Source organism: Streptomyces sp. NPDC085866, assembly GCF_044541035.1.
Taxonomy (GTDB): Bacteria; Actinomycetota; Actinomycetes; order Streptomycetales; family Streptomycetaceae; genus Streptomyces.
This window is the reverse complement of the sequence record NZ_JBITSQ010000009.1, coordinates 121,939-139,926: the sequence shown is the minus strand read 5'-3', so window position 1 is coordinate 139,926 and position 17,988 is coordinate 121,939. Positions and strand designations below refer to the sequence as shown.

At 73.3% G+C, this 17,988-nt stretch carries 11 protein-coding genes; 7 read left to right on the top strand and 4 right to left on the bottom strand.

Features of this window, described 5'->3' with window-relative positions; all coding sequences use genetic code 11:
• Nucleotides 1-133: 133 nt before the first annotated feature.
• Nucleotides 134-355, top strand: coding sequence for a hypothetical protein (locus tag ACIF83_RS23665; RefSeq protein ID WP_399729655.1), 222 nt, complete (start codon nt 134-136; stop codon nt 353-355).
• Nucleotides 356-521: 166 nt separating this feature from the next.
• Complete coding sequence (locus ACIF83_RS23660) at nt 522-1,967, top strand: alpha/beta hydrolase (protein WP_398140991.1); 1,446 nt, start codon at nt 522-524, stop codon at nt 1,965-1,967.
• Nucleotides 1,968-2,094: 127 nt separating this feature from the next.
• Here ACIF83_RS23660 and ACIF83_RS23655 read toward each other — a convergent pair whose 3' ends face one another.
• Nucleotides 2,095-2,967 carry a helix-turn-helix domain-containing protein gene (locus tag ACIF83_RS23655; protein WP_398140992.1) on the bottom strand — a complete coding sequence of 291 codons (873 nt, stop codon included), beginning with the start codon at nt 2,965-2,967 and terminating at the stop codon, nt 2,095-2,097.
• A 247-nt stretch (nt 2,968-3,214) separates the two neighbouring features.
• Between ACIF83_RS23655 and ACIF83_RS23650 the strand changes: the two genes are divergently transcribed.
• From ACIF83_RS23650 to ACIF83_RS23630, 5 genes are all read left to right on the top strand, one after another.
• The gene (locus ACIF83_RS23650) at nt 3,215-3,634 is read left to right on the top strand and encodes a hypothetical protein (RefSeq protein ID WP_393483109.1); all 420 of its coding nucleotides are present in this window, start codon (nt 3,215-3,217) and stop codon (nt 3,632-3,634) included.
• A gap of 134 nt (nt 3,635-3,768) precedes the next feature.
• Entirely contained in the window at nt 3,769-4,644 is an 876-nt protein-coding gene (locus ACIF83_RS23645; protein WP_399729651.1) for a hypothetical protein, read from the top strand.
• Between the two features lie 19 nt (nt 4,645-4,663).
• Nucleotides 4,664-5,851 (top strand): hypothetical protein, encoded by a 1,188-nt coding sequence (locus tag ACIF83_RS23640; RefSeq protein ID WP_399729648.1) that lies wholly within the window; start codon nt 4,664-4,666, stop codon nt 5,849-5,851.
• Nucleotides 5,848-6,537: an ABC transporter ATP-binding protein gene (locus ACIF83_RS23635; protein ID WP_393483117.1), complete on the top strand. Its 690-nt coding sequence runs from the start codon at nt 5,848-5,850 to the stop codon at nt 6,535-6,537. The genes ACIF83_RS23640 and ACIF83_RS23635 overlap by 4 nt, the downstream gene beginning before the upstream one ends.
• Nucleotides 6,534-7,826 (top strand): ABC transporter permease, encoded by a 1,293-nt coding sequence (locus ACIF83_RS23630; RefSeq protein ID WP_399729645.1) that lies wholly within the window; start codon nt 6,534-6,536, stop codon nt 7,824-7,826. Before ACIF83_RS23635 ends, ACIF83_RS23630 begins: the two co-directional genes overlap by 4 nt.
• 108 nt (nt 7,827-7,934) lie before the next feature.
• On the opposite strand, the gene ACIF83_RS23625 is transcribed toward ACIF83_RS23630, so the two are convergent.
• The 3 genes from ACIF83_RS23625 to ACIF83_RS23615 all read right to left on the bottom strand — a co-directional run bounded on the left by ACIF83_RS23625 (nt 7,935) and on the right by ACIF83_RS23615 (nt 17,885).
• Nucleotides 7,935-9,185, bottom strand: a complete 1,251-nt coding sequence (locus ACIF83_RS23625) for an MFS transporter (RefSeq protein WP_393483123.1) — start codon at nt 9,183-9,185, stop codon at nt 7,935-7,937.
• A gap of 73 nt (nt 9,186-9,258) precedes the next feature.
• Complete coding sequence (locus ACIF83_RS23620; protein WP_393483126.1) at nt 9,259-10,488, bottom strand: cytochrome P450; 1,230 nt, start codon at nt 10,486-10,488, stop codon at nt 9,259-9,261.
• Nucleotides 10,485-17,885, bottom strand: a complete 7,401-nt coding sequence (locus ACIF83_RS23615) for an amino acid adenylation domain-containing protein (protein ID WP_399729640.1) — start codon at nt 17,883-17,885, stop codon at nt 10,485-10,487. The genes ACIF83_RS23620 and ACIF83_RS23615 overlap by 4 nt, the downstream gene beginning before the upstream one ends.
• Between the last annotated feature and the right edge of the window lie 103 nt (nt 17,886-17,988).

Genomic DNA, 17,988 nt, shown 5'->3' with positions numbered 1-17,988 from the left:
GCGGCCGAGCGGCATCGTCGTGACATCCTTGGCTCACCGTCACCTACGGGAGCGCCATGGTGAATCCGGGTGAGTGGGACGTGATCGGGTCGCATGACCAGTACCTGGATCACGCGCGCCGAGACCCGCGCCGATGTCCCCGCCGTCCGTGAGACCCGAGCAGCAGAGGAGCGGCGCCGGCTCCGCGGCCGTCCGCGCCGCCCTCGAGGCGGCCAAGGACATGGGCGAGCGCTACGTCGTCGTCCTGGGGCACCCGACCTACTGCCCCCGGTTCGGCTTCACCCGCGCCTCCCCCCACGGCATCGGCCTGACCATCGACGTCCCGGACGACACCGCGGCGACGTCACGGTGCTGAGCAGCGTCCCCTTCCGGGTGGGCGCTGCCGCTGCGCACGTTCGTTCTGCCGCGACACAACGCTTCGGCCCTCCGCCCCGTCTTGCTTTCCGGCGACAGCAGAACCGACCAGAAAGCAGGAACACTTGACCAGCGCGACCTCTCCCCTCCTACGGCGTAGTGCGGCCGTGGCTGCCGCCTTCGGGCTCATCGCCCTCGCCGGGCCGCAGGCGGCCGACGCCGCTCCGGCCGCCACCGTCACCGGGCCCGCGGCCCTCCACTGGTCCACCTGCCCCGCAGGCTCCGACGCTCCTCGCGGTACCTACTGCTCCACCCTCGAGGTGCCCCTCGACCCCGCCGAACCGAGCGGCCGGCAGATCAAGCTCACCCTGTCGATCGCCGGCGATCTGAACGCGCCGCGCACCCTCGTGGTCAACCCGGGCGGGCCGGGTGAATCGGGTATCGGCACGGCGAAGCTGGTGTGGAGTTCACTGCCCCAGGACGTCGGCGCGCAGTACAACGTGGTCAGCTTCGACCCGCGCGGCGTCGGTGTCAGTACCCCGGTCTCCTGCGGCGACACCAGGAAGCTGATCAAGCATCCCGCCCTGCCGTACTCGCCCGCGACAAAGACGCAGGAGCAGGCGCGACGCACCGTGGCCCGCAAGATCGCCGAACAGTGCCAGGCGAACTCCAAGGACCTGCTGCCGTACATCACCACCGAGAACGCGGCCCGCGACATGGACCGGATCCGTACCGCGTTCCACCGCGACAAGCTGGACTACCTCGGGTACTCGTACGGGACGAAGCTCGGCGCCACCTACGCGACGCTGTTCCCGTCGCACACCGGCCGCATGATCCTGGACAGCGTCGTCGACCCGACCGTCACCACCTACGCCTCGCAATACGAGCAGAATCCAGCGCTCCAGCACCGGGCCGAACAGTTCTTCGCATGGGCGGCCAAGAAGGACGGTACCTACCACCTGGGCGCCAGTGCGGCGAAGGTGTCGGCCGCGTGGAACGCCGTCCGCAAGCAGGTGGACACCCACCCCGCCGGGGGCAGGGCCGGCAGCGCCGAACTCGACGATCTGCTGGCCTCCTCCATGTACACCGATCTGGTCTGGGGCGACGTGGCCCAGGCCGTATCGGACTACCGGCGCGGGGATGCGAGCACCCTGCTCGGTGCGACCGACCAGCTCGCCCTCGGCGGCGTGGACCCGGCCCAGCTCGCCTACAACTGCGTGGACGACGCGTGGCCCCGCGACTGGGCGACCTGGCACCGGGACACGACGGCGGCGGCCCCCAAGGCTCCGTTGTTCGCCTGGCTGAACACCTGGTACAGCGCGCCGTGCGCGTTCTGGAAGGCGCCGACAGCCCGGCCCGTGAAGATCGGCTCGGTGAAGGTGCCACCGGTCCTGCTGCTCCAGGCGAAGGACGACCCGGCGACCCCGGTCGAGGGCGCGCGGCGCATGCACCAGGTGCTGGCCGGTTCCCGCCTCGTCGTCGCAGGAGGTGGCAACCACGGCCAGTACCTGTTCGACGGCAACACCTGCATGGACCGACACGGCAGCCGCTATCTGCTGACCGGGCGGCTCCCGGCCGCCGACGCCACGTGCCCGGCAACCCCGGCGCCGTGAACGACTCCGCGAGAATCGGCGGGAGGTCGTCCCTCTGCGCAGCACGTCGTGAGGAGAACCGGTGACGGTCCCGGCTGACGATCGCCGCCGCGGCTGCTGCGGAGGATGGGTGACAGGGCTACCCGTCTCACCACCCAGGACACGGCCAGGTCCGGCGTGTCAGGATGGCGCTCGTCACCTGACCCGGCACGAAGTCCTGGGCGTCGCACGGGGACGCGGCCGTACGGTCGGCGCGGAAGGCGCTCGGCGTGCGGCCCGTCATCGCCTTGAACGTGCGGTCGAAGTGCGGCTGGTCGTGGTAGCCGGCCTGCGCGGCGGCGTCGGCCCAGCTCGCGCCGGCCTCCTTCAGCCGCAGGGCCGCCTGCAGCCGCATCACCTGCGCCGCGCCCTTCGGGGTCAACCCGGTCTGGGAGCGGAAGCGCCGTTCGAGGTGGCGGCGGCTCCAGCCGGTCCGGTCGGCGAGTTCCTCCACCCGTACCCGCCCGGCCGTGCCCTGGAGGGTGTGCCAGGCCCAGGCCACCTCGGGGCTGGCGGCGGGGCCCGATTCCAGTGCCGCCCGCAGCACCCGGTCCAGCAGCGCGAACCGGCCGCGCCAGTCCGGGACTTCCGCCAGCCGGGCGGCGAGGTCGGACCAGGGTGAGCGGCAGAGGTCGTCCGGGCGCACACACAGCTGAGCCCACTCGGACATGGGCACCCCGAACAGCCGGTAGGCGGCGAGCGGGGTGAGCAGCACGGTCACCCCGTGGATACCGCCGGTGTGCTCGCCGATCGCGGCGGTGGTTCGGACGCCGTTGGCGAGGGAGACGGCGCAGTAGGAGCGTGTCGGGTCGGACGGGTCCAGCACGCGCAGTGTGTCGCCGAAACCCAGCATCACCTTCACGACCCCGTCGGGTACCAGGAGTCTGCGCCGCGCTCCGATCGCGTCGAAGCGGAAGCCCCGATAGCCGAGGACCTGGTCGCGCAGGCCCATCTCCGCCGGGCACGCGAGGAATTCGTGCATGAGCCGATCCCCCCTCGATCGACGCGGACACGGCAGCGAGCCTAGGGGGTTCAGGGGACGAGCGGGTCAATCGGCAAGGAGTTGGCCGATATCCGGCGTCAGGGACGCACGGGTCGCATTCGTACAAGCCGCGGTCCCGCCGCTCCGGCGACGCTGGCCCGGCACGGCCCAGCCGACGACGGCGGCCGTACCGGGCGCCCGGGAAGGGCAGCCCGGCGAACCGGACCCGATGAGAGAGGACGCCTGCATGCGTCTGCGAGGGATACGCAAGAAGGCCGGCCTGGTGGCCGCCATGGCGCTGGTGGGGGTCGGCGCGGCCGTCGCGCCGGCCTCGGCCACCGGCTGGAACGTCGACAGCTGGTCCGACCACTGCAACTACACCGGCGCGTACGGCTGTCTCTACTACAGCCCGAACGGCGCAGGGGGGATCTTCAAGGGCTACGGCTACTACTCCGACCTGTCCGGCTACAAGTTCAGCGACGGCCACGCCGTCCGCAACAACGCCGCCTCGATCGGGAGCTACACGACCAACTGCGGCGCCACGACGTGGGTGTCCGCCGGCTCCGTGGGCAACTACAACTGGGTGCACGCCGGTCGCGGGGGCAACCTGAACTCCGCCCTGCGCAACAACGAGAACTCCTTCGACGCCACCGCCAACTGCACCTGACACGGATCGCGCGAGAACCGTGAACGGCTCGGCCGGACGGCTGAGGCCGCCCGGCCGGGCCCGTTCCGGGCGGCCTCCGGCTCGACCTCGTTGGGAGACGGCTTGTGTTTTCCTCTTTCGCACGCGGGACTTCGGTGGCACTGCTGGTGCTGGCGTCCACGGCGGCATGTTCCTCGGGCGGCGGCGTGACCGCGACGGCCGGTGCGCCGATGGCCACGCCCACGCCGAAGAGCATGGCCGAGCTGCGTCTGCCGCTGGAGACCTACCTTCTCGACCACGAGCACGCGGGAAAGCTGGAGGTGCTGCTGCTCGGGCTGCGCGACGCCTGTGTGCGGGACAAAGGGTTCACTCCCCCGTCGATGACCGTCACCGGGCAGCAGGCGGCGGCCGGCTATGTGCGGCTCTGGCAGTACTACGACACCCGCCGGTACGCGATCAGCGACCGGGCCACGGCACGCCGGTACGGCTATCACCTCCCGCCGTTCACCCGGGGAACCGCCCCGCCCGTCTCCCTCGGTTCGCTGTCGAAGCCACTGCGGGAGGCAATGACGACGTGTGGGGAGCAAGCGGCCAAGGAGCAGCGGGACAAGGGGCTTTCGCCCGCGCAGGAGCAGAGCGACCTCGCCGCGGATCTCAAGGCCAGGGACTTCAAGGCCTCGCAGTCGGATCCCCGCGTACTCGGGGTGTTCAGGAAGTGGTCCACGTGCATGGGGCGGAAGGGCTACCCCTACGCGACACCCCTGGACGCGGCCTCGGACAGCCGGTGGAAGCAGTCCGGCCGGCGCACCCCGGCGGCCCTGCGGGCCGAGGTCACCCCGCAGGAGGCCGGGGCGGCGGCCGCCGAGGTCGACTGCGTGTACGAGACGAACGTGCTCGGTGTCTCCTTCGCGGTCGAGGCGGAGTACGAGAACAGGGACATCGAGAAGAACGCCGAAGCGCTTGACGGGCTGAAGACGGACAACGAGCGGGCGGCCCGGAACATCGATCGGCTGTGGGCCCGCGATGAGTGAGCGAGGGAGCGGGAGCCGGATGAACCGACGGCAGCGGACCCTGTTGTGGGGCGCCACCCTGGCGGCCGTGCTGTCCACGGGCGGTCTGGGCGCCTCCGCCTGGATACGGTCACCGGCCGAGGCGGCAGCCGATACCGGGCCGCCGACGCCGACCGTCCTCACCGCACCCGTGGTGTACCAGCGGCTGACGTCCGCCACCGTCTTCCGGGGCACGTTCACGGCGCGCGGGACGGTGAGTTTCACCCCGAGGGCTCCGCTCGCGCCGGACGGCACCGCCGCTTCCGGGAACGGCGCCGACACCGCCGTGGTGACCGCCGTGAAGGCGCGGACGGGGCAACGCGTCCGAGCCGGGAAGGTGCTCGTGGAGGTGGGCTACCGTCCCGTCGTCGCCCTGCCCGGCCGGGTACCGGCCCTGCGTGACCTCGCCGAGGGCGACACCGGCCCGGACGTCGCCGAACTGCAGCACGCACTGGGCGAGTCGGGGTACGGACACGGCACCGATCGGACGGGTACCTTCGGCAGCGGTACCGCCGCCGCGGTCGGCAGGCTCTACGCGGCGATCGGCTACCCGGTGCCCACCCGGCCCTCCGGCGGGCGGAAGAAGGCCGTCATGATGCCCGCCTCCGAGGTGATGTTCGTCCCTTCCTTCCCCGCCACCGTCACGCGGCTCGACGGCGGAGTCGGCGAGAAGGCGGGAACTCCCCTCATCACGCTGGCCACGAACGGCCTGCGGCTGCGCGGGCGTCTGGATCCCGCGTTCGAGGGTGTCGTCAAGGCCGGTCAGTCGGTGAAGGTGTTCGACGAGACCCTGGCAACCACCTACAAGGGCCGGATCGACACGGTCGGGCGGCTGGTCACACCGGGCGCGGGCGGCGACGGGCGGTCGGCCGAGTCCGACGCGGGCGCGCCGTACCTTCCCGTCGACACCAGCCCCGCGTCCGGCCCCTGGGACGTGCGTCTCCTCGGCGAGGACGTACGGATCACCGCGTACGCGCAGGTCTCCCACGGCGGGGTCCTCGCGGTGCCCGAAGGTGCCCTCACCACGACGGCGGGCGACATCGCCTCCGTCACGGTGGTCGGGCCGGGCGGGCGTGAGCGCCGTGTCGAGGTGACTCCCGGTGCCTCCGCCGACGGGCTGGTCGCGGTCGACCCGGCCGCCGGACAGGCCCTCGCGGCGGGCGACCGAGTGGTGGTGGGCGAGCGATGAGCGCCGCCATCGCGCTGCGCGGCATCGCCCGGGTCTTCCCCGGCCCTCCTCCCGTGGAGGCGCTGCGCGGGGTCGACCTGACCGTCCCGCGCGGCGAGTACCTGGCCGTCATGGGGCCGTCCGGCGCCGGAAAGTCCACGCTGATGAACGTCCTGGGGCTGCTGGACCGGCCCACCACGGGCGTGTACGAGCTGGACGGCGTCGATGTCGCCGCGCTCGGGGAAGCGGAGCGGTCGGCGGTGCGCGGCCGCCGGATCGGTTTCGTCTTCCAGCACTTCCACCTGCTGCCCCACCGATCCGCGCTGGAGAACGTCATGGTGGCCCAGCTCTACAACCGCTCTCCGCGCGGCGAACGTGCCGGACGCTGCCGACGGGTGCTCGAACTCGTCGGTCTCGGGCACCGGTTGCACGCGCTGCCGGCCACCCTGTCGGGCGGTGAACGCCAGCGTGCCGCCATCGCCCGCGCCATCGTCAACGAGCCGAGCATCCTGCTGTGCGACGAGCCGACGGGCAACCTGGACTCGGACACGGCGAAGACCGTCCTCGGTGTCCTCGAGGAGATCCACGCCGCCGGGCAGACCGTCGTCGTGATCACTCACGATCCCGAGGTCGCGGCCGGTGCGGGGCGGACCGTCGTGATCCGTGACGGGCTGCTGTACGACGACACACCGGCGGAGGGCACGTGACACTCCGTCGACGCCCGACGATCCGCCCCCGGACGACCACTCTCCCGACCGTCGGTCATGCCTCCCGTTTCGCCCTGCGCGACCTGCTGGCGGAGACGCTGGCCGGACTGACCCAGCGGCCCGGCAGGTCGCTGCTCACCATGCTCGGGACCGTGCTGGGGGTCGGCGCGTTCGTCGCCGTACTCGGCCTCACCTCGACCGTCTCCGGGCAGATCGGCCACCGGTTCACGGTCCTGGACGCGACCACCGTGACGGTCGCAACGGCCTCATCGGGCGGCGGTGACGGCACCGGTTCCGGCGAGCCGCGGACGTTCCCGGCGGACGCCGACGCACGCATCGGCCGGCTGAACGGAGTCGTCTCCGCCGGAGTCTGGTGGCCGGTGACGACCGCCGCCCAGCCGGTGATCGCCGGCACCCCCGGCGTGCGCGCCGGGACGCGGCCGGACGCGGGCGGATCCGCCCAGGTGTACGCGGCCTCACCGGGACTGCTGCGCTCCGTCCGGCCGAGCGTGCGCGGGGCGCTCTTCGACGCCTTCCACGACCGGCGCGCGGAACACGTCTGCGTCCTGGGCGGCACGCTCGCCGGGCGGCTGGGCATCAGCCGGGTCGACACCCGACCCGCCGTGTTCGTCGACGACGTGGCCTACACGGTCGTCGGCATCCTCGACGATGTGCGCCAGGTCCCCGAACTGCTGACCGCAGTGACCGTCCCCAGGCGGACCGCCGAGCAGGTGTACGGGCCGCCGCCGGCCAACACCCCCACCAAGATGATCATCCGGACGCGGCTGGGAGCGGCACCGCTGATCGCCGGGCAGGCAGCGGTCGCGCTCCGGCCCGCGCACCCGCGGGACTTCGTGGCCACTCCCCCGCCCAACCCCCACGAACTGCGGGACCACGTCGAGGTGGACCTGACGGGTCTCTTCCTCGTGCTGGCCGGCATCTGCCTGGTCATCGGCATGGTGGGCATCGCCAACACCACGTTCGTCGCCGTGCTGGAGCGGACCGCGGAGATCGGGCTGCGCCGGGCTCTGGGTGCCCGGGCGCGGCACGTCGCCGCCCAGTTCCTCACCGAGTCCACCGCACTCGGCCTGATCGGCGGGCTAGTGGGGACGGCCTTGGCGGTGGCCGCCGTTCTGGCCGTCGCCCTCGCCGAGAACTGGACGGCCGTCCTGGACCCGGCCACCGTGCTCCCCGCGCCTCTCATCGGGGCCGGTGACGGTCTCCTCGCCGGTCTCTACCCCTCGGTCCGCGCGGCCCGTATCGAACCTCAGGAAGCGCTCCGCCGCTGATGCCGGGCGCACCGCGGGCAGGCCCTTCACGACGGCGCACCGGCGCCGGCATCGCCTCCTTCCGGGGCGGCCGGACCCGGCCGCCCCGGAATCCGGCGGACAGCACACCTAGCGCATCTCGCGCACCGCCCGTGACCCGAGCACCGCCACACCGGTCGCGGCGAGCACGCAGGCCACCACCCCGAACAGCGCGAGCGTGTCGACACGGGCCAGCGCGCCGCACACGATGAGCGACAGGGGGGCGGCCGCGTAGCCGAGGACCATGTCGACGGAGACGACCCGGCTGAGCACGTTCTGCGGGATGTTGCGCTGGATCCAGCTCAGCCCGAACACGCCCTGGAAGCCGATGGCGAAGCCCATGGCGAGTACGGTCGCCACCACGGCCGACGTGCTGTGCACCAGCCCGAGCACGGCCATCCCGGCCCCGAGCCAGCCCGCGAGACCGGCCACCAGCAGGCCGACCCGGGGCCGGCCGCCGAGCGCGCCGCCGGCCAGGGTGCCGAGCATCGCACCCCCGGCGAGGGAGCCGTTGAGCACGCCCAGCGTGGCCGAGCCGCCGCGCAGCACCTGGTCGGCGAGGGTGGCGAAGCCGACCGTGAAGGGCCCGGCGTAACAGAAGTTGACGGCGGTGTCGAGGGCGACGACGGTGCGCAGGCGGGGGTCGCGCAGGGTGTAGGTCACGCCCTCGCGGATGCGGGCACCCAGCGACTTGGGCGTGTCCGCGGCCTCGTCGGCCTCCGGGCCGGCCGCTCGCGGCCGGGTGCGGATGCTCGCGACGCACCAGCCGCACAGCGCGAAGCAGACGGCGTCGACGAGGAAGGCGACCGGCGCCCGGGTCAGGGCGATGACCACACCGCCGACGGCCGGGCCGACGACGGCGGCCGTCCGCGATCCGGCACCCAGCAGCGCGTTGGCCGGAGTGAGGAGCTGTTCGTCGACCACGGACGGCAGGATGGACACGCGGGCGGGCTGGAAGAAGGCGTCGACCGCGCCGAAGGCGGCGGCCGCCGCGCACAGCATCCACACCGTCAGATGGCCGGTCAGCCCGGCCAGTCCGACTCCGGCCATCAGTGCGGCACGGGTCCAGCTGGAGGCGACCATCAGCGTGCGGGTGGACCAGGAGTCGCTGAGGGTGCCGCCGACCAGGGTGAGCAGGGCGCGGGGTACGGCCTGGAAGGCGAGGACGTAGCCGAGGGTGAGGGTGGAGCCGGTCAGGCCGAGGGTGATCCAGGAGAAGGCGACGACGCTGAAGCCGTCGCCGAGCAGGGACAACGACTGTCCCAGCCACAGGAGTTGGAAGGGGCGGTGCCGGGCGGGCGCCCACAGCCGTGGACCGGCGCCGGCGAGGGTGGTGGCCATGGTGGAGCCTTTCGTGGTCGGCGGGGTGCGGCACCCGGCGGGAGGGGCCGGGTGCCGCGGCGCGGGTCGGCGGTCAGTAGCGGACGGGCAGGGCGGTGAGGCTGCGGTTGAGCAGGGAGGGCTGCCAGGTGAGCCGGTCGGGATCCGTCAGGGTGAGGTCCGGGTGGTCGCGGACCAGCGTCCCCACGGCGGCCACGGCCACGAGCCGGGCCAGGGCGGCACCGATGCAGAAGTGGGCGCCGAAACCGAAGCCGAGGTGGGTGGCGCCGGTGCGGCGGACGTCGAACCGGTCGGGCTCCGCGAAGCGGGCCGGGTCGCGGTTGGCGGCGGCGGTCACCAGGAAGATCCGGTCTCCGGCGCGCAGGGTGTGGTCGTCGAGGTCGAGGTCGCGGGCGGCCGTGCGGATGGACATCTTGGACGGGCCGTCCAGCCTCAGCGTCTCTTCGACGGCTCCTGGCACCAGCTCCGAATCCTCGCGGACGGCGGCCAGTCGGTCGGGGTCGGCGTGCAGGGCCAGGACGGTGTTGGCGATGAGGTTGCTGGTGGTCTCCCCGCCGGCGAACGCCATCTGGGTGAGCATCCCGACGAACTCCTCCTCGGTGACCGAGTCCCCCACCCGGCCTTCCTTCAGCACCTGGCTGATGAGGTCGTCGGCCGGTTCGGCGCGGCGCCGGGCGACCAGGCCGGCGAGGTAGTCCTCCAGGCTCACCAGCGCCTGCAGGGAGGCCCGGTACTCGCTCTCCTCCTGGGCGGTGCCGAGGACGAGGTCGGCGACGCGGGCGTTCCAGTACCAGAAGGAGGGGGCGTCGGTGCGCGGGATGCCGAGCCAGCGGGCGAAGACCAGGGCGGGCAGCGGCTTGGCGACGTCGGCCGTCAGGTCGCCGGAGCGGCCGGGGGTGGCCCGGCGGGCGAGGACGGCCGCCGTGGCCTTCTCGGTGAAGGCGCGGTAGCGGGCCACGGCCCGGGCGGCGAACGCCTCCTGGAACACCTGGCGCAGTCTGCGGTGCTGCGGCGGGTCGTTGAAGACCATCCAGCGGGACAGGATCCCGAAGGCCCGTTCGGCGTCCGCGCGGGCGCCCTGCGGGACCGCGTCCATCAGGGGCCGTACCCGGTCGGCCGAGACGGCCGGGTCGCGCAGGCAGCGCATGACCTGGTCGTAGCCCGTGACGAACCAGGCGTGGTGCATCGGGCTCCAGTGGACCGGCGCATGCTCGCGGAGCCCGTTCAGGTAGCCGTAGGGCTCGGCGACCATGTCCGGGGAGAGGAGGTAGCGCTCGGTGAAGGCGGGGGCGACGGTGGTCATCGGGCCTCCTGCGCCTCGATCTCGGCGAGCAGTCCGGCGATGCCGGCCACCCTGGGCTCGGCCATCATCGACATGTGGTCGCCGTCGCTGATGTGCAGGGTGAGGCCGCCCTCGGCCACCTCCCGCCAGCGTGCGACGTAGGTGTCGTAGTCGACGTCGAGGCCGGGCATCGTACGGCCGCGGGGCAGTGCGGCGGCCTCGCTGCCCACCACCAGGTGCACATGTCCCGGGTAGGGCCGGACCTCGTAGGCGGCGAGCGCGGCGAGCAGGGAGTGCCAGACCTCGATCGGCGCGTCCTCGACCAGGGCGGCCTCGGCGGGGCTCATGCCGGCGCCGAGCAGGGTGGCGGTGAGTTCGGCCGTGGCCCGGTCGCGCCGCGGTGAGGGCGGCAGTTCGCGCAGCCGGTCCCGCAGGCGCAGTGCCTCGCGCAGGTCCTTGGTGACGCCGGTGAGGCGGGCGCGGGCCGCTGCGTTGGGCAGGTACGGCTCGATGAGGACCAGCGGCTCGGCGCGGTGTCCGGCCCGGTGCAGCTGGGTGGCCATCTCCAGGGCGATGTTGGCACCCATGGACCAGCCGAGCAGGGCGTGCCGGCCCGCGCCGCCCCGGTCGGTCATCTCGGCGACGTAGTTGGCGGCGATGCCCGTCACGGTGCTCGGGTCCACGCCGCCGAGCAGGCCGCGCGCCTGGAAGGCATGCACGGGGCGGCCGGGCGGCAGCGCCCGGGCGAGCGGCACGAACCAGGCGGCGCTGCCGCCGGTGGGGTGCACGCACCACAGGGGTTCTCCCGCGCCCTCGCGCAGCCGGACCTCGGAGGTGACGGCTGCGGGCACGCCGGCCGTGGCGGTGCGGGTGGCGTGGGCGGCGAGCTGGGCGATCGTCGGATGCTCGATCAGGTCGCCGACCGACACGGTCAGACCACGTCCGGCAGCCGTCAGGGAGACCCGGACCGTGGAGAGCGAGCTGCCGCCGATCCGGAAGAAGTCGTCGTGGACACCGATACGGGACAGTCCGAGGACTTCCCGCCACACCTCGGCGAGGATCTTCTCGGCGGGCGTGGCGGCGGCGACGTACTCGGTGTCGCTCCCGGCCTGCTCCGCCGTGGGCAGCGGCAGCGCCCGTTTGTCGATCTTGCCGCTGCGGTTGACGGGCATCTCGTCCAGGAAGACGAACCGGGCGGGCAGCATGTAGGCGGGCAGCGAGGCGCGCAGGGCACGACGCAGGTCCTCGGGAGCGGGCTGTTCCGGGCCGCGTACGACGAGGTAGGCGACCAGGGCCGGTTCGCCGGGCAGGTCGGTGCGGTGCAGCACCACGGCCTGGCCGACCTCGGGCAGCGCACGCAACGCGTGCTCGATCTCGCCGAGTTCGATGCGGAAGCCGCGCAGCTTGACCTGGGAGTCGCGGCGGCCGAGCCATTCCACCGAGCCGTCGGGCCGGTGAGTGCCGAGGTCGCCGGTACGGCACAGGCGCTCGCCGGGGACGCCGTACGGATCGGGGACGTAGGTGGCGGCGGTGAGGGCCGGGCGGCCGAGGTAGCCGCGGCCGACCGCCTGGCCGCCGAGGTAGATCTCGCCGGGGACGCCGGCCGGGACCGGCTGGAGGTCCTCGTCCAGGACGTGGATGCGGGTGTTGCGGATGGGGTTGCCGATGGGCGGGCGGCCCTGGCCGGGTGTCAGTTCCGCGGCCACGGACCACACGGAGGTCTCGGTGAGCCCGTAGACGTTGTGGAAACGGCGGCCCCGGGACCAGACGTCGGCGAGTTCGGCCGGGCAGGCCTCACCGGCGACCTGGAGCACGCGCAGCTCGGGGAAGTCGTCCTCGCCGAGGACCGCGAGGGCGCTGGGCGGCAGCATGGCGCCGGTGACGTGGTGCTCGCGCAGGGTGCGGGCCAGGTCGGGGCCGGGGCGCAGCGCGTCCTTCGGGGCGGTGACCAGGCGGCCGCCGTTGGCGAGGGACCAGGTGAGTTCCAGGATCGAGGCGTCGAAGCCGAAGGAGGCGAACTGGAGCACCCGGTCCTCGGGGGTGGGCCGCACCAGGTCGCGCTGGCCTTCGAGCATGTTGGACAGGCCGCGGTGCGGGATGGCGACGCCCTTGGGGGTGCCGGTGGAGCCGGAGGTGTAGATGATGTAGGCGAGGGTGTCGGCGTCGGGTTCTCCGGTGGCAGGTTCTGCGGTGCAGGATTCTCCAGTGCCGGGTTCTCCGGTGCCGGGTTCTCCGGTGCCGGGTTCTCCGGTGCCGGGTTCTCCGGTGCCGGGTTCTCCGGTGCCGGATTCTCCGGTGCCGGATTCTCCGGTGCCGGGTTCTCCGGTGCCGGCAGCGCCGGCCGGGTCGGTGGGCGTGTCGGCGTCGAGGAGCAGCACCGGGCCGTCGAAGGGCACCGTTCCGTCGAGCGCCTGCTGTGTCAGCAGGACGCGCATGCCGCTGTCCTCGGCCATGAAGGCGAGGCGGTCGGTGGGGTGTTGCGGATCGAGCGGCAGGAAGGCGCCGCCCGAGCGCAGCACGGCGACGGCTGCACGCACCAGGTCGGGTCCGCGCTCGACACAGATGCCGACCACCGTCTCGGGGCCCACCCCGAGCCGGCGCAGCCGTCGCGCCAGCACCCCGGCCTGTGCCTGCAGTTCGGCGTACGTCAGCCGGTGCCCGCCGTGCTCGACGGCGACCGCGTCCGGGGTGCGGGCGGCGTGGACGGCGATGTGTTCGTGGAACAACAGCGGCGAGGAGGGGGTGTCGAGTCCCCGGGCCCAGACGTCGAGGGCGACGGCTCGGGCGGCGCCGGTGAGCGCGGGCCGGGTCACCCGGGCGTGCGGGTCCTCGGTCATCGCCTCCAGCTGGGCGCAGAACACGTCGGCCAGCTGCTCGGCGGTGGCGGGTGCGACGAACTCCGGGTCGGCGTCCAGCGTGAAGGCGTTGACGCTCGCGTTCACCAGCAGTGGGAACATGGTCCGGGCGATCTCCAGGGAGTCGTCCCAGGACTCGTGCGAAAGCCGGTGGAAGTTGACGTAGTTGAAGACGGTGTCGGTCCAGCTCGGCTCCGTGGGCCGCAGTTGGGCGATGCGCACCAGCGGGACCCTGCGGTGCGGCAGCATCTCCTGCTCGGCGGTGAACACGTCCCGCAGATGGGCGAGCCAGCTGCCGCCCGGGCGGGACACGCCGAACGGCACGGTGTTCAGGAAGAGTCCGCGCATCCGGTCTGCGCCCGGAACCTCGGGCCGCCCGTTGGTGACCAGGCCGATGCTGTGGCCGAGCGCGCTGTCGTCGCGCTCCGCGAACAGGCTCATCGTGTGGTGGAAGGCGGTCAGCAGGACCGTACGGCGGGGCACTCCGGCCTCCTTGGCCAGCCTGCCGATGCGCTCGGCGAGGTGCGCGTAGGAGCGCCGTACCTCGTGCACCGGCGGCTGCCCGGCGTCCGGGCCCGCCGGGCGCCGGCCCAGGCGGACCGGCCGCAGGTCGGCGAGCCGCCCACGCCAGTACTCCAGCGACTCTTCGCTGTCGAGCGCGGCCCGTTCCAGGGCGACGTACTCGGCGAAGGCCGGGGCGCTCGGCGGCCGTGGTGCGGTGCGGTGCGCGACGGCCTCCCGGTGCAGGGACAGCAGGTCGGCGACGAGCGAGGTCAGACTCCAGCCGTCCAGGACGACGTGGCAGTCGGTGAGGACGAGCCGCAGGTCGTGGTCGGTCACGTGGTGGAGGTGGATACGGACCAGGGGCGCGGCGGCGAGGTCGAAACGGCGGCCGAACTCCTCGTCCACGTACCGGCCGAGCCGCGCCCGCTGCTCCTGTCGGGGCAGTTCGCGCAGATCGGTGTAGCCGACCGGGAGGTGGGCGCTGCGGTGCACGAGCTGGAGCGGTTCGCGGTACGAGACGAGGTCGACGGAGGTGCGCAGGATGGGGTGTCCGGCGACCACCGCGTCCACGGCGGCCTGGAAGGCGTCCAGGTCGAAGCCCTCGGGGACGGTGATCTTCAGGTCGGTGACGTTGTGGTAGGCGCCGCGCCGCGGGTCGGCGAGCATCTCGTGCAGCATGCCGGCCTGGAGCATGGTGAGCGGGTAGGCGTCGGCGAGCCCGTCGGGCAGGCGGTCTGCGTCGGCGGGGTCGAGCTGGGAGAACGGGGCGACGGGGGCCGGGGTGTCGACGTCGTCGGTGACGAGCGTGGCGAGGTCGGCGAGGGTGCGGGCGCGGAAGACGTCGGCGACGGTGAGGCCGAGGCCGGCCTGCCGGGCCAGGCCTACGAGGCGCAGGGCGAGGATGGAGTCGCCGCCCAGGTCGAAGAAGTTGTCGGTGCGGCTGACGTGTTCGGCGCCCAGCACCTGGGTCCACACGCCGGCCAGGGCCTGCTCCACGGGCCCCTCGGCCGGCGCGTGCGTGGTGCCCTGCCCGGTCGTGGTGGGTACGACGGCGGTCAGCGCGGCGCGGTCGACCTTGCCGTTGGCGGTCAGCGGCAGCCGTTCGTGGCGGACGAAGAGCGCCGGGACCATGTAGTCCGGCAGGGTCAGGCGCAGCCCCTCCCGCAGGGCGGGCGCGTCGAGCGGCCGGGCCTCGGGGGTGACCACATGGGCGACCAGCCGGGCTCCGTCACCGTCGCGTCGGGCGACCACGGCGACGTCGGCGACGCCGGGCAGGGTGCGCAGGGCGGTCTCGATCTCGCCGGGCTCGATGCGGTAGCCGCGGATCTTCACCTGGTGGTCGGCGCGTCCGACATAGGCGAGCTGGCCGTCCGGCAGGACCCGTACCAGGTCGCCGGTGCGGTACATGCGGGTGCCGGGCTCGCCGAAGGGGTCGTCGAGGAAGCGTTCGGCCGTCAGCTCCGGCCGGTTGCGGTAGCCGCGGGCGACCCCGCCCCCGAAGACGTACAGCTCGCCGACGCTGCCCGTCGGGACCAGCCGGCCCCAGCCGTCGAGGACGTAACCGTGCTGGCCGGACAGCGGGCGCCCGATCGGCGAGCGGACCGCCCCCGTCACGTCCTCCTCGGTGATGGTGCGGATGGTGACGTGCACGGTGGTCTCGGTGATGCCGTACATGTTCACCAGGGCGGGACGCCGTCCCGGGGTGGTGAACCAGTCACGGTAGTCACGCACGTCGAAGGCGTCGCCGCCGAAGATCACGGTGCGCAGGGCGAGTTCGGAGACATCCGCGCCGGCACTCCCGAGGTGGGCGCGCAGGCCCTTGAAGGCCGCGGGGGTCTGGTTGAGGACGGTGACGCCCTCGTCCCGCAGCACGCGGTGCACGGCCGCCGGGTCACGCACCTCGTCCGCGCCGAGCACCACGACGCGCCCGCCGCTGGTGAGCGGGCCCCACAGCTCCCACACGGAGAAGTCGAACGCCGGGGAGTGCATGAGCGTCCACACGTCGGCGGGCCCGAAGTCGAAGTGCCGGTCGGCCGCGCCGAGCAGCCAGGCGAGGTTGCCATGAGTGATCTCTACGCCCTTGGGGCGGCCCGTCGAGCCGGAAGTGTAGATGACGTAGGCGAGGTCCTGCGGGCCGGGGCGGACGTCCTCGCCGTCGGCCCCGGTTCCGGTCTCGGTGCCCAGCTCTACGAGGTTCACCGGCAGCCCCTCCACCGCGGGACGGGTGGCCGCGTCGGTGACGACCCAGTCGATGCCGGAGTCGCTGACGGTGAACTCGCGCCGGGCCCGGGGGTGGGAGGGGTCGAGCGGCAGGTAGGCGGCTCCGGCGCGCCAGACGGCGAGCAGGGCGACGGCCAGGTCGGGCGTGCGGTCGAGGCAGACGCCGACGAGGGAGCCGCGGGTGACGCCCGACGCGCGGAGCCGGGCCGCCAAGGCCGATGCCCGGGCGTCGAGCTCGGCGTAGGTGAGGGAGCGCCCGGAGCCGGTCGCGGCCACCGTGTGCGGGGTGCGGCCGATGTGCTCGGCGAGGCGGTCCGGCGCGGTGCGGGGGGCCGGGAGGAGGTCGCTGCCGGCGTTGGCGGGGCCGTCGGGTCCGAGCAGGTGGGCGCGTTCGGCGGGGCTGAGCGGTTCGATGGCGCCGAGCGGGGTGTCGGGTGCTGCGCAGAAGGCCTCCAGCAGGGCCACGGTGTGCCGGGCGAGGGCGGCGACGGAGGCCTCCTCGAACAGGTCGGGCCGGTAGACGAACACCAGGTCCGTACGGCCGTTGCCGTCGCGCAGGTCCAGGGTGAGGTCGAACTTGGCGGTGGTGAGGGAGATCCGGTACGGCGTGCCGCTCGCACCGCCCAGGCCGAACCCGGCCTGCGTGGCGTCGGTGTGCGTGTAGAGGACCTGGACGAGCGGGTTGCGGGCGAGGTCGCGTTCCGGGCTGAGCGCGTCGACGACCTGCTCGAACGGCAGCGACTGGTGGGAGAACGCCTCCAGGACGCGGTCGCGGGTCCGCTCCAGCAGGGCCGCCGGGGTCGGGTCGTCGGAGAGGTCGCCGCGCAGTACCAGGGTGTTGACGAAGAAGCCGACCAGTTGTTCCGTCTCGGCCTGCTCCCGGTTGGCGACCACGGTGCCGACGGCGATGTCGCTCTGCCCGCTGTGGAAGGCGAGCGCGGCCTGGAAGGCGGCCAGCACCGTCATGTACGGAGTCGTACCGACACGTTCGCCCAGCGCGGCGAGCCCGTCGGTGAGCGCGGGCGGCAGGGTGACGGTGTGGGCGGCTCCGCGTCCGCCCGGCGTGTCGGGGCGGGGGTGGTCCGTGGGCAGCTCCAGCGGGGTCAGGCCGGCGAGCCGGGAGCGCCAGTGGTCCAGGGCGGCGGACCGGTCGCTCTCGCGCTGCCACAGCGCGTAGTCGACGTAGTCGAGGGGCAGTTCGGGCAGGCTCGCGGCACGGCCCTCGGTCCTGGCCCGGTACAGCTCGGTCAGGTCGCGGACGATCAGGTCGAGGGACCAGCCGTCGGAGACGATGTGGTGCATGCCGAGGACCAGCACATGGTCCTCGTCGGCGGCCCGTACGAGGGTGGCGCGGAAGGCCGGTTCGCGGGCTAGGTCGAAGGGGCGTACGGCGGCCGCGTGCACGGCGGCCCCGAGGCGCCGCTCGCGGTCGGCGCCGGCCGGGCCGGTCACGTCCGTCACGTCCAGCACCGTGCTGTCGGCGGGCAGCACACGCTGGTACGGAACGCCCTCCTGCTCGGGGAAGACCACCCGCAGCTGCTCGTGCCGGGCGACCAGGTCGGCCACGGCGGCCCGCAGCGCCGGCACGTCCAGCGGGCCGGTGAACCGCCAGGCGGCGGGCAGCAGATAGGTCGGCGCGCCGGGGTCCAGCCGGTCCAGGAAGTACAGGCGCTGCTGGGCGGCGGACAGCGGGATCCGGTCGGGGCGGGGCCGGATCCGTCGCGGGCCGTCGGCCCGGGCGGCGGCCCCGCGCAGCCGCTGCTCCAGCAGGCGGCGTGCCGCCGGTGACAGGCCGCTGCTCGGGGCGAGGGGGCCGGGACGCACGTCCGAAGTGGTCATGAGGGCACTCCGTTCTCACTCTTGGAAAGAAGCTGGCGAAAGGTGGGGCCGGGCCCCGGCGCTCGGCAGGCGGGCCTCGACGCCCGGAAGACGGGCCGCGCCG

Excerpts from the sequence above, each read along its gene's own strand:
- ACIF83_RS23665 (WP_399729655.1), top strand. The coding sequence starts at position 134 with ATGTCCCCGCCGTCCGTGAGACCCGAGCAGCAGAGGAGCGGCGCCGGC.
- ACIF83_RS23655 (WP_398140992.1), bottom strand. The coding sequence starts at position 2,967 with ATGCACGAATTCCTCGCGTGCCCGGCGGAGATGGGCCTGCGCGACCAG.
- ACIF83_RS23650 (WP_393483109.1), top strand. The coding sequence starts at position 3,215 with ATGCGTCTGCGAGGGATACGCAAGAAGGCCGGCCTGGTGGCCGCCATG.
- ACIF83_RS23640 (WP_399729648.1), top strand. The coding sequence starts at position 4,664 with ATGAACCGACGGCAGCGGACCCTGTTGTGGGGCGCCACCCTGGCGGCC.
- ACIF83_RS23635 (WP_393483117.1), top strand. The coding sequence starts at position 5,848 with ATGAGCGCCGCCATCGCGCTGCGCGGCATCGCCCGGGTCTTCCCCGGC.
- ACIF83_RS23625 (WP_393483123.1), bottom strand. The coding sequence starts at position 9,185 with ATGGCCACCACCCTCGCCGGCGCCGGTCCACGGCTGTGGGCGCCCGCC.
- ACIF83_RS23620 (WP_393483126.1), bottom strand. The coding sequence starts at position 10,488 with ATGACCACCGTCGCCCCCGCCTTCACCGAGCGCTACCTCCTCTCCCCG.
- ACIF83_RS23615 (WP_399729640.1), bottom strand. The coding sequence starts at position 17,885 with ATGACCACTTCGGACGTGCGTCCCGGCCCCCTCGCCCCGAGCAGCGGC.